This window comes from Nocardia transvalensis NBRC 15921 (genome assembly GCF_000308875.1).
GTDB lineage: Bacteria > Actinomycetota > Actinomycetes > Mycobacteriales > Mycobacteriaceae > Nocardia > Nocardia transvalensis.
Genome location: NZ_BAGL01000033.1, coordinates 41,246 through 54,240 on the forward strand (window position 1 = coordinate 41,246; position 12,995 = coordinate 54,240).

Consider the following 12,995-nt stretch of genomic DNA (forward strand, 5'->3'; position numbering starts at 1 on the left):
TGCGGGCGGGGACGTCCTAGGCTGCCGGTGTGCTGTCCCGATGCTGGTCCAACGACGACGCTTCGCGCGGTTCCCTCCGCGAGTCCGCGGTGCTCGTCGTCCTCGCCGCGGTCCTGGTGGCGCTGACCCTTGTCGGGAAGTTCGGCGCGCATCTGGGCACGGCCGATCTCGTGCTGGAGACCACGGTGGGCGTCGTGGGGTGTGCCCTGCTGGGATTTGTCCGCCGGTGGCCGGTCGCGTGTGCGACTGCTCTGGCGGTGCTGGCCGCCCTGGCGGGGACCGCGACGACGCCCGCCACTATGTCCACCATCGTGATCGCCCGGTGGGAGCGGCCCTCGGTCATCGCGTGGTCGGCGGTCACGGGAGCCGCCGGGCACGCGATCTACGGGCTGTGGCGGCCGTTGCCCGGGCTTTCGTACGGCTGGTGGCTGGTGCTGGACGTGGCCGTCTACGCGGCACTGGTCGGGTGGGGTTCGCTGCTCAAGGCGCGGCACGCCCTCATCGACTCGTTGCAGGAACGAGCCCGTCGCGCCGAGGCCGAGCAGGGCCGCCGCGTGGCGGAGGCGCGGGCGGCCGAGCGCACGGCGCTGGCCCGGGAGATGCACGACGTGCTCGCCCACCGGCTGTCGCTGGTCGCCACCTATGCGGGAGCCCTGGAGTACCGGGAAGACATTGCGCCGGAACAAGTGTCGAAGGCGGCCGGGGTGATTCGCGAGGGCGTGCACCAGGCCCTCGACGAACTGCGCGGGGTGATCGGCGTGCTGCGCGCCGACGACGACGCCGACCGCCCGCAGCCCGGTCTGCCCGAGGTCGAGGCATTGGTAGCGGAGTCGCGGGCCGCCGATATCGACGTGCGCCTCGACGATCGGGTCGTGGACAAGACCGCCGTCCCCGCCGCCGTCGGCCGCACCGGCTACCGGATCGTCCAGGAGGGCCTGACGAACGCGCGCAAACACGCGGCCGGGTCGCCGGTGCGTGTCGTCGTGGACGGCGCGCCGGGTACGGGACTGCGCATCGAGATCAGCAACCCGACCGGCAGCGCCGTCGCGGTCCTGCCGGGTGCCGGCACCGGCCTGATCGGACTGACCGAGCGGGTGCGGCTGACCGGCGGCCGCCTCGATCACGAGCTGACGACCGCGGGGGAGTTCCGGTTGCTCGCGTCGCTGCCATGGCCCGCGTGAACGCGCCGCTCGATACCCTGGGCCGCGTGACCAACGGGGTGAGGGTCCTCATCGTCGACGACGACGCCCTCGTGCGCGCGGGCCTGACCATGATGCTCGACGGCGCCGACGGCATCTCCGTCGTGGGCGAGGCCGCCGACGGCGACGCGGCGCTGGTCGCGGTCGCCGAACACGCGCCCGACGTGGTGCTCATGGACATCCAGATGCCCACGATGGACGGCGTCACCGCCACCGGCCGCATCCGTGCCCGCGGTACGCAACCCACGGCGGTCATCGTGCTCACCACGTTCGACACCGACGAGAACATCCTGCGCGCGCTGCACGCCGGGGCGGACGGCTTCCTGTTGAAAGACACCCCGCCCGCTCAGATCGTGGCGGCCGTCCAGCGGGTCGCGTCCGGGGATCCGATCCTCTCCCCGCAGGTCACCCGCAAGCTGATGAACAAGGTGACCTCCGACGCGGGCAATTTCGAGCGGGCGCGGGCCGCGTTCGCGAAGCTCAGCGAGCGTGAGCACGAGGTCGCGATGGCGGTCGCGTCCGGGAAGCCGAACGCCGATATCGCGGCCGCCCTGTATATGAGCGTCCCCACGGTCAAGGCGCACGTCTCGCACATCCTCACCAAACTCGACCTGGACAACCGCACCCAGATCGCCCTGGCCGCCCACGACGCGGGGCTCACCTGAACGGTCTCATCCGTACCCGCATTGCGCCGTCCGTCGCCGGGCTCATCTGAACGGTCTGATCCGTCGGTCGGACGGAGCCGACGAAAGTAGCGAACGGTATCGACCTTGTGTGGAAGCGATTGGGCCGGTGCGGTTTCCACCATGAAGCCATGGCTGAATCACTTCCCGCGAAGGCGTACCTGCTCGCCTACCGAGCCGACCGCCGCAGGGTTCCGGACCGGCAGCGCGTCGGCTATCTCGTGCGCGCCGCCGCGCTGGCGGAACTGCTGCTGCGCGACCGCCTCGCCGACCGGGGCGGCGTCGCGGCACTGATCGGAACTTCTGGTGTGACAGGGGATCTCGTCCTGGACGACACACTGACGATGGTTTCCGACGGCTCGCGCAACTGGGTGCACTGGGTCCGCAAGGACCATTCCCGCGCCCTGCATCTGGTGGAGACCCAGCTTGCCGAGGCGGGCGTCCTCGTCCTCGAACCCGGCCGCGCCCTGGGAATCATGCCCCTCCAGCGCCGCGTGGTCCGCAACGAGGCCCACCTGTCCGACCTGCGCGCGGTCGTGGACGACGCCCTGCACGGCCCGCTCGCCGTCCCCGACCTCCCCGCCACGGACGCGGTCCTCACGGCCCTCCTGGCCGCCACCGAATTCCGCCACGTCATCTCCCGCTCCGCCCGCCGCCGCAACCAGCCCCGAGTCGACGCCCTCGCCCTCCAGGCCGCCCCGGCGGTAGACGCCCTCCAGACAGCGGTCCGCCGCCTCCGCACCGCCCGAGTAGCCATCGCCACAGGCGGCGGCCACACCTGACCATTACGGGCCCGCAACAGAAAGATTCGGCATGAGAAGAACACGATGGCTGGCGGCAGCGGCTCTGAGTGGAGCGTTGTTCGTGACGGCGTGCGGTACTTCCCCACCGGCAGAGGGGGATTCGGGGGACGTGGCGGACGGAGGGCGGTGCGGCGCGGGGAGCCGAAGACGGCGGCGGTCTGCCTGCGCGCCCTCCGGTGGACACGCTGACGCGCGCCTTCGCCTATCCGGCCTACGGCACGCACCTCCTCCCGGGCAAGCCCATCGATGCGCTGGAAAAGGTTGACTACCACCAGGTTCCGGTCATCGCCGGAAGTACGCGCGACGAGGCCACCCTCACCGCGGCGTCCTACGACAACGGCGAACCGATATGCCGTCGCTCTTCGACATCGGTGGAATGCGGGTCCCGCTGAGCTCAGACGAGCAGCGGCTGTCGACAAGCCCCACACCCGGTCGCCGGCCCCCGGGCCCGGCGGCGTGGCGCGCGTCGATCTCGCCGCCGAACACCACTGCGCCTTCTGGTCGGGCCTGCAACGCTGAGGAGTCGAACCGGTCGGTGAGCAACAGGCTGGTGTATCGACGGCAATTGGACGGTCGGTAAGCATCGAATTCCGGCCAACAGCGGTATATCTCGATAATTTACGGTTAAACTCTGAACGACATCAGGTCCCGAAGAGCGGCCTCACACTGCACTGACATCATCTCCGGGGGATTCTGATGCATCATGCCGTCCCGTCGGCGGCCGGTGACCCACTCGCACACGGCCAGCGACCACGCGGCGCCATGCCGCGACATAGACGCTCGGCGGCCGACGAGGTCGCCGAGCTGAGCGACCACCTGATCGACCGCATGTGGGCTATCGGGATACAGATTCACAACGAGCTGGTCCGCTCCGGGCGGCAGGTCGTCGCCGAGCGCGGGCCCGCCGCGGCGGTGGCGCTACGCTCCGCCGTCGACGAACTGGACGCGCTCGTGCGCACCACCCGCGCCTCGCTGGACGACGCGATCTCTCACTCGGACAACCACTTGTCGATCTGATCGAGCGTGGCCGCCGAGTGCAGCGGTATCTCGTCCTCGGCGTCCAGCAGCACCCACGCATAGGTCGCATCCGACCCGTGGACGAGGTGGTAGCCCGCCCGCGCGGCCCGCCGCGTCACCAGCTCAACTCGTGTCGAAACCCGTTCGGATGTCACCGATTGCCTTTCGGAGGGCCGCGTCGGATGTGGGAAATGCTCTCGGGGCGAAGAGAATTGCGCCCAGAACTCGTGCCGCACCGCATCCCACAGCCGCGACAGACCCGGGTAGCGGTCGCGCAGCTGCGCCAGATCCGGCGCGGCATCCACCCGCGCGACCGCCACCAGCGAGCGCCCGTCAACCATGTTGCGTACCAGCATCATTCGTATCCCTTGATGATCGATTTGCCATTCTGCCACCCACCCCTCCACCTCGGTACGGTGCAGAGCCACACCCGTCTCCGTATCGTTATGCGCCCGTGGCATGGGGGATACCGGGGGTAGGGGTGGTCGCGAGGCGCCCTCCGGCACCGCTCGGCCGCGAATCAACTGCTTGCTCGTGTGCCATGACTCCACGCTTCCGGTTCGTCGGTGTATTCGATGCCCCCACTCGCGGTAGGTATTTCGGCCTCGCCGCGTGCACTCATAGAACACACCGGCGGACATAGTCTGTGCAACACTTGATGACGAATGTTCGAGGGGAAAATCACGTCGTTTCAGTAATTCGCGCATCTCCGTTCGAGTAGAAACCCGTTTTCTCGAACGCGCACACCGAATCCCGATTCGCACAACAGGAGGTAGATCCGATGGCGCTCGCAGTTGCCGATTCCAACGTCGCTCGGCGGATGCTCGGCCTCACGCTGGAGGCGATGCGTGAGAAGGAAGCCATCTCCCGGGAGGCGGCGGCGGATGCGATCGGGCTGGCCCGATCCACACTCTGGAAAATCGAGACGGGACAGAACGCACGCCTGAATCCCGTTCTGATGAAACATCTTTGCGGCCTGTACCGTGCGACCACCAAGGAGACGCAGGTCGTCTTGGAGCTGGTCAAGGAGACGAAGGCGACGGGGTGGTGGCAGGCGTTCGCCGACGATGCGATTCCCAAAGAGTTCGGGTTGTTCGTCGGTCTGGAGGATGCTGCGCAGCAGATTACGTCGTATCAGACCGCGCTTCTTCCGGGACTGCTGCACACCGCTGATTACCGCCGCACGCTGATCTGGGCCGAATTCCCGAACAAACCCACCGACGAGGTCGAACGAATGCTGGAAGTCGGTATGAGGCGGCAGGATCGACTCACCAGCAAAGGTAAGCCGTTGGCCATGGATGTGTTCATCGACGAATCCGCATTGCGCAGGATAACGGGCAGTGCGTCGATCATGGCGTGTCAACTTCACCATCTGGCGGAAGTCGGCGTGCTTCCGAACGTGTCGATCCGTGTTGTCCCACTGACGGCGGGAACCTATCGCGGATTGATTGTCGGGATGTTCGTAATCCTCGACTTCCCACTGCATCCGAAGGCGGAATTGACCATGCCGCCCGTCGTCTACGTCCAAGGCTTCCTCGGCGATCTGTACCTGGAGCAGAGGGATGAGGTTCGGCAGTATCGTGAGGTGTGCGCCGACGTCGAACGGTTGGCGCTGGATGAGGCGAAAAGCCGCGCGCTCATCCTGAGGATTGCGAAGGAGTGTGTCGTGTGAACGTTGACCTGACCGGAGCCCAGTGGTTCAAGAGCAGCCGCAGTTCGGGCTCCAAAGACTGTGTGGAGGTCGCGTTCGTAGGCGGTGGCCTTGTCGGGGTCCGGGACAGCAAAGATGTGTCCGGCCCGGCCCTGGTGTTCACTCCCGGCGAGTGGAATGCCTTCATGGCTGATCTATCGGGAGGCAAACCAGGCTGACCGGCGAGGCCACGGGACAGGGGGGTACTCGGTACCGTCGCGGTCGACGGACTGGATCAGCCACTGCGCGTTCGGTGACCAGCAGACCATATCGTCGCAAGTCTCCAGAACCTTGTGCTGCTTGGGCAATTACGTGGTGCAGTTCGATCTGCGCCTCAACTACAAGCTGTTCCGGGGAGGAAGTCGTTCCAGGAATCGCGTCAAAGACCCTGCTGCGCTTCTGTTTTGGGAAACTTACCCGTCGGGACCGACAGCATGGGCGCCAGCCCGTTGTACGTCGAGTTCGTCGGCGCACCCGGCGTCAATCCCATGTAACCCTCCTGAACACTGTGGGCGGGACGGTTTCCGGTGCTGATCGGCTTGCCAGGGATGGGGCTTGGAGGCCACCCGGCCGGTGGTTAGGCTCGCGGCGCTATGGAGGCTTTCTTTCTGCCCGACGGTCGGGATCCCGGGGTGTTTCATCCCACCGAACTCACTCGGGGGCCGTGGGCGGCGGATGCGCAGCACGGTGGGGCGCCGGCGGCGTTGGCCGGGTATGTGATCGGGCGGTGCGAGCCGTGGGGGCGGGTGGCGCGGGTTGCGGTGGAGTATCTCGGGGTGGTGCCTATCGCGCCGTTGCGGGCCGAGGTGCGGGTTGTGGAGGCGGAGGCGCGGGTCGGTGGGCGGCGCGTCGAAATGGTCGAGGCGACACTGAGTTCCGGGCAGCGGGTGGTGGTGAAGGCCACGGCCTGGCGGCTGGGTACGGTCGCGCCGGACCTCGAGGTGCCGCCCGAAATACTGCCGGACGGAAATCCTCTCGGCCCCGACGGGATTGCGATGCGGCCGGAACACAGTTTCCCGAGCAATCAGCGGGTCGGATTCCACACCGGCGTCGAATACCGTTTCGTGTCAGGGGCATTCCGGACGCCGGGGCCGGCGGTGTGCTGGTTCCGATTGCGATATCCGGTCGTGGCGGGCGCCGAGCCGGCACCACTGGAACGAGTTCTCGCGGCGGCCGACTTCGGGAATGGCGTCAGCGCCGTGCTGCCGTGGGGCCATTGCTATTTCATCAATACCGATCTGACGGTGAACATGTATCGCGAGCCGGTCGGTGAATGGGTGTGCCTGGACGCGGTGACCCGTGCCGAGCCGGACGGAATCGGGCTGGCCGAATCCCGGTTGTTCGACGAGCGCGGGCCGATCGGCCGCGGCACCCAGACGCTGCTGCTCGGCACCCGGTGAGCGGGCCTCGATTGACGGATCGTGCCCGTCGTGGTCTCCTCGGGCGGTGCTGACCAACCGTGCGCGCCGGCGGCAGTGGACCGTAGCCGTGACGCCGGTGATACTCGTGGCCGGGGCCGCGCTGGGCCCTGGGACTGCCCAGGCCGGGTCCGCGGAGCCCGCGCCGCCGCCGCGATCGTCGGTGATCCTGACGGTGCGGCCGGTGGAGTCGCTGGTCCCGCGCGTGATGACGCTGGAGTGCGCCGCCGTGTCCACCGGGACCCATCCGCTGGCGCGGCAGGCGTGCGCCGATCTCGAGGCGGCCGGGGGCAATATCCGCGAACTCGCCGATTTCACGGACCCGCCCCTCTGCGGCCAGGATTTCGACCCGATCGCGGCCCGCATCGACGGGACGTGGGAGGGGCGGCCGGTGTCCGATTCGGGTGTTTTCTCCAATCACTGCGTCCTGATCGCCACCACGAAATCGGTCTTCGACTTCTGACGGTTCCGGACCCGGGCGGCCGAACCCCCGCGGAGGTATTCGGGTAGAGTCGTTGGCCTGTTCGGTGCTGTTAGGAATGTCGTGGACAATCTCGATCTGAAACAAGCTGTATCCGATTTCGACAAGGCCGTTGTCGAACTACTGCGGGCCTCGGGGTGGCTCTATCACGTGCACCGCGTCGCAGCACAGGATCCCTCGGCGACGTCGGAGCAACTCGAATACGCGGAATCCCGGTTACAGGGAGTCAGCCTGCAGAAGGGCGTATTCGACCACCTCTATCACGAGGCGGCTTGAGAGCGGCTCAACTCACCCTCTCGAACACGGCTGCTAGTCCCTGACCGCCGCCGATGCACATGGTTTCCAGGCCGTAGCGGGACTCTCGGCGGTCCATTTCGTGGAGCAGGGTGGCGAGGATTCGCGCGCCTGTTGCGCCGACTGGGTGGCCGAGGGAGATGCCGGAGCCGTTGGGGTTGAGGCGGGGGTCGGCCGGGTCCAGGCGCCAGTGTCGGAGGACCGCCAGCGTTTGGGCGGCGAACGCCTCGTTGAGTTCGATGACGTCCATATCGGCGAGGGTGAGCCCGGCCCGTTCGAGGGCCGCCGCCGCGGCCGGGACCGGGCCGATGCCCATGGTTGCCGGGGCGACGCCCGCTACCGACCAGGACACCAGCCGGGCCAGCGGGCGGAGCCCGAGGCGCTGGGCGGTATCCGGGGTGGTGACGAGGCACAGCGCGGCGCCGTCGTTCTGGCCGCTGGCGTTCCCGGCGGTGACGGTGGCGTCGGGGTCGACGGACGCGCGGATCGGGCGCAGCCGCGCCAGGGATTCGGCGGTGGTGTCGGCGCGCGGGTGCTCGTCGGTATCGACCAGGAGCGGCTCGGACCTGCGCTGCGGTACCGCGACCGGCACGATCTCGTCGGCGAACCGGCCGTCCTGCTGGGCGGCGACCGCGAGCCGATGCGAGCGGACGGCAAGGTCGTCCTGATCGGCGCGGCTGATGTCGTGTTTGGCGCGCAGGTTCTCCGCCGTCTCGATCATGCCGCCCGGAACCGGGAAGTTGTCGCCGCCCGCGGTCACGCGGGCCCGCGCGAGGCGGTCGGTGAGGGCCACGCCGTCCCCGCGGACGCCCCAGCGGATGCCGGTGGCGTAGAACTCGGCGCTGCTCATGGACTCCACCCCACCGGCCAGGACCAGGTCGCTGCCCCCGGTGGACACCTGCATGCACGCCTGGAGGACGGCCTGCAAGCCGGAACCGCAGCGCCTGTCCACCTGCATACCGGGCACGTCGATACCCAGGCCGGCATCGAGGGCGGCGATGCGGCCGATCGCCGGGGCCTCGCCGTTGGGCCCTGCTTGGCCGAGGATGACGTCGTCGATCTCCGCGCCCTCGATTCCGGTGCGGTGCACCAGCTCCCGGATTACCGTTGCCGCAAGATATTGGGGGGCAATGTCTTTGAAGACTCCGCCGAAGCGACCGACGGGGGTGCGGAGGGGTTCGCAGATGACGGCGTCACGCATGGCGGGTCCTCGGGGTCTCGGGTGTGGCTGGCGTAGGCCCGGAAAAAGGAGGTGGTACGTCGGGAAAGTAGTGGTTCGGTGGGGCAGGTTAGCCGGGGGATTGGCGGTTGCGTAGCAGGTCGGCGGGGGTTGTTCCGGTGGTGCGGAGGGAGAGGCCCTGCTCGGCGCGGGTGCGTAGCCAGGTGGTGACGCGGTAGCGGGGGTCGCCGGTGTAGTCGTACACGCCGTCCAGGATTCGGACGATCAAGGATGGGCCGAGGGTGTCGCCGTATTCGAGGGGGCCGAGGGGGTAGCCGAGGCCGAGGTGGGTGCCGCGATCGATGTCGGCGGGGGTGGCGATGCCCTGTTCGGCGACCGCGCACGCGAGGTTCACCATCGCGGCGAGGATGCGCTGGGCGGCCGGTGCCGGACCGTCGGCGGTGAGCGAGACGGAGTAGGCGGAGGCGAGCACATTCAGTGCGGGCGCGGCGATTTCGGCGTCGGAGGTCACGGGAACGATCACTGGTATGCGGTCGCGCTCGATGCCGAGCGGATCGATGCCGAGCGTCCGGGCCGGGTCGAGTCCGGCGCGGGTGATGAGCCGGTAGGCCGGTTCACCGATCGGGAGGACGAGGGAAACCGCTGCGGGAGAAGGGGAGTCGACCACGGAGACCCCGGCCGCCCGCAGCCGTGCGGCGAATTCGGGATGGTCGTGAACGTACACGGGCGTGGCGGTGGGATCGGCGGCGAACCGATGCTCAGGCTCCCGCTCACTGCCGTCGTACCGGTAGAAACCCTCGTTCGTCTTGCGCCCCAACAGTCCCGCGGCCGTCCGCGCCGCCGCGATCGGCGACGGCCGCAACCGCGGATCGCCGTAGAACCCGGCGAAGACGGTCTCCATGACCGGATGGCTGACATCGAGCCCGGTCAGGTCCAGCAGTTCGAACGGACCCATCCGCAGCCCCAGCACATCTCGGACGATGCGATCGAGTTCGGAAGGCGTGGCGATCTGCTCGCCCAGCAAGGCCAGTGCCTCGGTCGGCAGCGCCCGCCCGACATGATTCACCAGGAATCCCGGGGTATCTCGGACCAGTACGGCAGTATGCCCGATCCGCTCGACGAACTCCTGCGCCGCGTCCACCACCGCGGGCGGAGTGCGCAGCCCTGGCACCACCTCCACCAACCGCATGAGCGGCACGGGATTGAAGAAGTGCAACCCCACCAGCCGCGCCGGATCAGCCAGCGCGGACGCGAGCACACCCACGGACAGCGAGCTGGTATTGGTGGCGAGAATCGCTGTCGGCGTGGCGGTTTCGAGGTCCCGCAGAATCGACTGCTTGACCGCCGGATCCTCGACGACCGCCTCGATCACCAGATCGATATCGGCCCCGGGCGCCACCGGAGATTCCCCGGGCCGCAACCGGTTCAGGATGGCATCCGCCTCCTCGGCCGTGTGACGGCCCTTCGCCACCGCCCGCCGGACCATATCGCCGACGAACTCCAGCGCGGCACTCACCGCCCGGTGATCGGCGTCGGTGACCTCGACCAGATAGCCCGCGGTGGCGGCGACCTGAGCGATACCCCGGCCCATGGTTCCCGCGCCGACCACCCGGATCCGTTCGATTCCCGTCATCATCGCCCCTCGTAGTTCGGTGTGCGCTTGCCGAGGAACGCCTCGATGCCCTCATCGTGATCCGCGGTGTCGAACAGGAGCTGAAAGGTGGTGCGCTCCAGTTCGATCGCGGTGTGCAGCGGGGAGTTCTCGGCGTGCCGCGCCACCTTGCGCACGGCCTCGACATTCAGCGGCGGCTGTCGGGCGATCCGGGCGGCGAGTGCGCTCGCCGCCTCCAGCGCGGTCCCGTCCGGCACGATATCGGCGACGATCCCGAGGTCCCGCGCGGTCTCGGCGTCGATGTGGTCGCCGGTCAGCACCAGCCGCAATGCCCGCGACCGCCCCGCCCGTTGCACCAGGCGGCTCAGGCCCCCGGCGCCCGGAATCAGCCCGACCCGGATCTCCGGCTGCCCGAATCGCGCCGAGGCGCCGGCGACCACCACATCGCAGGCCATCGCGAGTTCGCACCCGCCGCCGAGCGCGTACCCCTCCACCGCCGCCACGACCGGCGTCCCCAGCGCGTCCAGTACCGAGAACACCTGCCCGGTCCGCCGCACCAGGTGGTCGGTCGGCCGGAACGTGCCCATTTCCTTCAGATCCGTTCCCGCCACGAAGATCCCGTCGTCCCCGGTCAGCACGATCGCGCGGACGGCGGGATCCTCGTCGGCCGCCGACAGGGACTGGACGAGAAGGTCTTTCGTGGCGAGATCGAGCGCATTGCGCGCCCGCGGACGGCGGATGCTGATCACCCGCACCCCCGCTCGGTCGCCGGTGAGGTCCTCATGCACAACGGAATTCATCGCAGATACACCCGGGTCGGATCGATGGTGTCGCGCAGCAGCGCGAGTTCGGCGGCGGTGGGTGGCGAGGTGACCGTCACGGTGTCGGCCACCTGGAGCGGCCATCCCGTCGCCGCCCGCACCTCGTCCACGGTGACACCGGGATGCGTTGCGGTGAGCCACAATTCACCGTCCGGGCCGGCCCTCAGCACGCCCAGGCTGGTGATCACCGTGGTGACGCCGCGGCCACGGGTCCGCACCAGCGGGTCGGTGCGGCGCGCACGGGAGGGCGCCGGGCTGGTGCAGAAGTCGAGTTCGGCGACGAACGAGCGGGGATCGTGGCGGCGCAGTACGACGAACACCTCGTCGGAGTTGGCCATCACCTCCGCGGCCCCGCCCGAGCCGGGCAGCCGCGTGTGCGGCGCGTCGTAGTCGCCGATGACCGTGCTGTTCAGGCTGCCCCAGCGATCGATCTGCGCCGCGCCCAGGAATCCGACATCGATGTAGCCGCCCTGGAGGACGTAGCCGAACAGAGCGTGCATCCCGAGGATGGCCTCGGCGCCGGTCGCCAGCGGGGAGTCGGCGATGGTCTGCGGCAGGCGCGGCGGATGCGCGCCGCACACACCCGATTCGTAGACCTGCTCCAGATCGGGGGAGGTCGTCGCCTGCGCCAGTGCCACCGCCAGCGTCGGCAGGCCGATACCGGCGAAGACCCGGCGCTTGCCGTACAGGTGCCGGGCGCTCAGGACCGTCAGCAGTTCGCTCGGGGTGTGGTCGGGACTGGAAATCGGTGCGGGCGTGGACATCACAGGGTGCTTCCGTAGTCGACGGGCAGGGACGGCGCGGGCACGGGCGTCAGGTCGCGGAAATAGTCCGGGCCCAGCTTGGCCAGATATGCCGCGTGGTCGGGCAGGTCGTACACCCACTCGTGCAGCCAGCGGTCCAGTGCGGCGGGGTCGCCGCTGATCGACGGCCACGACCGGTAGAACTCGTTATCACGGTCGTAATAGCCCTGCACGAACGACGGATGCGCGCCGCGCGGGCACTCGACGACGGCGTCGACCGCGAAACCGGGAATGATCGTCCGGTTCGGATCGGAGCGGACCACGGCGTCCTCGACGATCTCCTCGACGACCACGATCGTCCGCTGCGCCGCGAACGCCACCTCCTGCTGCGGGCCGAGAATGCCCCACGCCTGCGTATTACCGCTCGCGTCGGCCCGCTGCGCGTGCACGATCGCCACATCCGGGTGGATGGCCGGAACCACGTAGATCTCCTCGGTCCCGCCGTCCGGTCCCGGAAACGGCGAGGTCACCTTGGCGATATTCGGATTGTGCGCGGGCAGATCGCTCCCGGCGTACGAATGCAGCGGGTAGAACGGCAGATTCGCGGCGCCGGCGAGGTAGCGGGCGAGCAGGCCGTAGTGGCTGTACTCCTCGATCGCGAGCGGCTCGGGGTCGCGATGCTCGATCGCGCGGCGGATGGCGTGCAGCGAGCCGACCGAACTGTTGCCCGTGAACGAGAAGATCATCTTGCGGGCCACGCCCGCGGCCACCATCTGGTCGAAGACGATATCCGGGGTCATCCGCACCAGCGTCAGATCGCGGCGGCGCTGCCGGATGATCTCGTGGCCCGCCGCGACCGGGATCAGATGGGTGAAACCTTCCAACGCCACGGTGTCGCCGTCGCGGACCAGGTCGCCGACGGCGTCGCGCATCGTGCGCTGTTTGGATTCGGGCATCGGTGCTCCTTCGTGCTGTGCACTTACCCTGCCAAGCGCCAACCGATAGAGTCCAATACTCAATTCGCAACTCAGTAAGACGTATATCTACCGAATAG

The 12,995-nt window shown here is 68.5% G+C and carries 16 protein-coding genes; 10 read left to right on the forward strand and 6 right to left on the reverse strand.

What is annotated here, in order from left to right; genetic code table 11:
* Positions 1–29 precede the first annotated feature (29 nt).
* The 5 genes from ON41_RS10770 to ON41_RS10795 all read left to right on the forward strand — a co-directional run bounded on the left by ON41_RS10770 (position 30) and on the right by ON41_RS10795 (position 3,702).
* Positions 30–1,181, forward strand: a complete 1,152-nt coding sequence (locus ON41_RS10770; RefSeq protein ID WP_040747369.1) for a sensor histidine kinase — start codon at positions 30–32, stop codon at positions 1,179–1,181.
* A 26-nt stretch (positions 1,182–1,207) separates the two neighbouring features.
* A complete protein-coding gene (locus ON41_RS10775; RefSeq protein ID WP_040747504.1) occupies positions 1,208–1,864 on the forward strand; it encodes a response regulator in 657 nt (218 codons plus the stop codon).
* Between the two features lie 149 nt (positions 1,865–2,013).
* Positions 2,014–2,664: a GPP34 family phosphoprotein gene (locus ON41_RS10780; RefSeq protein ID WP_040747370.1), complete on the forward strand. Its 651-nt coding sequence runs from the start codon at positions 2,014–2,016 to the stop codon at positions 2,662–2,664.
* Between the two features lie 197 nt (positions 2,665–2,861).
* Positions 2,862–3,077 carry a hypothetical protein gene (locus tag ON41_RS10785; protein ID WP_040747373.1) on the forward strand — a complete coding sequence of 72 codons (216 nt, stop codon included), beginning with the start codon at positions 2,862–2,864 and terminating at the stop codon, positions 3,075–3,077.
* A 370-nt stretch (positions 3,078–3,447) separates the two neighbouring features.
* Positions 3,448–3,702: a hypothetical protein gene (locus ON41_RS10795; RefSeq protein WP_157185425.1), complete on the forward strand. Its 255-nt coding sequence runs from the start codon at positions 3,448–3,450 to the stop codon at positions 3,700–3,702.
* On the opposite strand, the gene ON41_RS10800 is transcribed toward ON41_RS10795, so the two are convergent.
* On the reverse strand, positions 3,675–4,043 hold the full coding sequence (locus ON41_RS10800) for a hypothetical protein (protein WP_157185426.1): 369 nt from the start codon (positions 4,041–4,043) through the stop codon (positions 3,675–3,677). The two genes, ON41_RS10795 and ON41_RS10800, sit on opposite strands and share 28 nt — an antisense overlap.
* Before the next feature lie 440 nt (positions 4,044–4,483).
* Between ON41_RS10800 and ON41_RS10805 the strand changes: the two genes are divergently transcribed.
* From ON41_RS10805 to ON41_RS10820, 5 genes are all read left to right on the forward strand, one after another.
* Positions 4,484–5,374, forward strand: coding sequence for a helix-turn-helix domain-containing protein (locus ON41_RS10805; protein ID WP_040747381.1), 891 nt, complete (start codon positions 4,484–4,486; stop codon positions 5,372–5,374).
* Entirely contained in the window at positions 5,371–5,571 is a 201-nt protein-coding gene (locus tag ON41_RS40125) for a DUF397 domain-containing protein (protein WP_083905264.1), read from the forward strand. Before ON41_RS10805 ends, ON41_RS40125 begins: the two co-directional genes overlap by 4 nt.
* Before the next feature lie 414 nt (positions 5,572–5,985).
* Positions 5,986–6,792: a thioesterase family protein gene (locus ON41_RS10810; RefSeq protein WP_051161220.1), complete on the forward strand. Its 807-nt coding sequence runs from the start codon at positions 5,986–5,988 to the stop codon at positions 6,790–6,792.
* Between the two features lie 46 nt (positions 6,793–6,838).
* The gene (locus tag ON41_RS10815) at positions 6,839–7,273 is read left to right on the forward strand and encodes an SSI family serine proteinase inhibitor (RefSeq protein WP_051161221.1); all 435 of its coding nucleotides are present in this window, start codon (positions 6,839–6,841) and stop codon (positions 7,271–7,273) included.
* Between the two features lie 81 nt (positions 7,274–7,354).
* Complete coding sequence (locus tag ON41_RS10820; RefSeq protein WP_040747383.1) at positions 7,355–7,567, forward strand: hypothetical protein; 213 nt, start codon at positions 7,355–7,357, stop codon at positions 7,565–7,567.
* Between the two features lie 7 nt (positions 7,568–7,574).
* Here the strand turns inward: ON41_RS10820 and ON41_RS10825 are convergent, their stop codons facing one another.
* The 5 genes from ON41_RS10825 to ON41_RS10845 form a co-directional block, all read right to left on the reverse strand.
* Positions 7,575–8,786 carry an acetyl-CoA C-acetyltransferase gene (locus tag ON41_RS10825; RefSeq protein WP_040747385.1) on the reverse strand — a complete coding sequence of 404 codons (1,212 nt, stop codon included), beginning with the start codon at positions 8,784–8,786 and terminating at the stop codon, positions 7,575–7,577.
* 88 nt (positions 8,787–8,874) lie between these two features.
* Positions 8,875–10,398: a 3-hydroxyacyl-CoA dehydrogenase gene (locus ON41_RS10830; RefSeq protein ID WP_040747387.1), complete on the reverse strand. Its 1,524-nt coding sequence runs from the start codon at positions 10,396–10,398 to the stop codon at positions 8,875–8,877.
* Positions 10,398–11,177, reverse strand: coding sequence for an enoyl-CoA hydratase-related protein (locus ON41_RS10835; protein WP_040747389.1), 780 nt, complete (start codon positions 11,175–11,177; stop codon positions 10,398–10,400). The genes ON41_RS10830 and ON41_RS10835 overlap by 1 nt, the downstream gene beginning before the upstream one ends.
* Entirely contained in the window at positions 11,174–11,962 is a 789-nt protein-coding gene (locus tag ON41_RS10840) for a CoA-transferase subunit beta (protein WP_083905265.1), read from the reverse strand. The genes ON41_RS10835 and ON41_RS10840 overlap by 4 nt, the downstream gene beginning before the upstream one ends.
* Positions 11,962–12,897, reverse strand: a complete 936-nt coding sequence (locus tag ON41_RS10845) for a CoA transferase subunit A (RefSeq protein ID WP_040747391.1) — start codon at positions 12,895–12,897, stop codon at positions 11,962–11,964. Before ON41_RS10845 ends, ON41_RS10840 begins: the two co-directional genes overlap by 1 nt.
* Positions 12,898–12,995: the final 98 nt, after the last annotated feature.

Bases quoted from the DNA above. Each gene is read 5' to 3' on its own strand.
- ON41_RS10780 (WP_040747370.1), top strand. From the start codon at position 2,014: ATGGCTGAATCACTTCCCGCGAAGGCGTACCTGCTCGCCTACCGAGCC.
- ON41_RS10795 (WP_157185425.1), top strand. From the start codon at position 3,448: ATGCCGCGACATAGACGCTCGGCGGCCGACGAGGTCGCCGAGCTGAGC.
- ON41_RS10805 (WP_040747381.1), top strand. From the start codon at position 4,484: ATGGCGCTCGCAGTTGCCGATTCCAACGTCGCTCGGCGGATGCTCGGC.
- ON41_RS10840 (WP_083905265.1), bottom strand. From the start codon at position 11,962: ATGTCCACGCCCGCACCGATTTCCAGTCCCGACCACACCCCGAGCGAA.
- ON41_RS10835 (WP_040747389.1), bottom strand. From the start codon at position 11,177: ATGAATTCCGTTGTGCATGAGGACCTCACCGGCGACCGAGCGGGGGTG.
- ON41_RS10825 (WP_040747385.1), bottom strand. From the start codon at position 8,786: ATGCGTGACGCCGTCATCTGCGAACCCCTCCGCACCCCCGTCGGTCGC.
- ON41_RS10845 (WP_040747391.1), bottom strand. From the start codon at position 12,897: ATGCCCGAATCCAAACAGCGCACGATGCGCGACGCCGTCGGCGACCTG.
- ON41_RS10800 (WP_157185426.1), bottom strand. From the start codon at position 4,043: ATGGTTGACGGGCGCTCGCTGGTGGCGGTCGCGCGGGTGGATGCCGCG.
- ON41_RS10830 (WP_040747387.1), bottom strand. From the start codon at position 10,398: ATGACGGGAATCGAACGGATCCGGGTGGTCGGCGCGGGAACCATGGGC.
- ON41_RS10810 (WP_051161220.1), top strand. From the start codon at position 5,986: ATGGAGGCTTTCTTTCTGCCCGACGGTCGGGATCCCGGGGTGTTTCAT.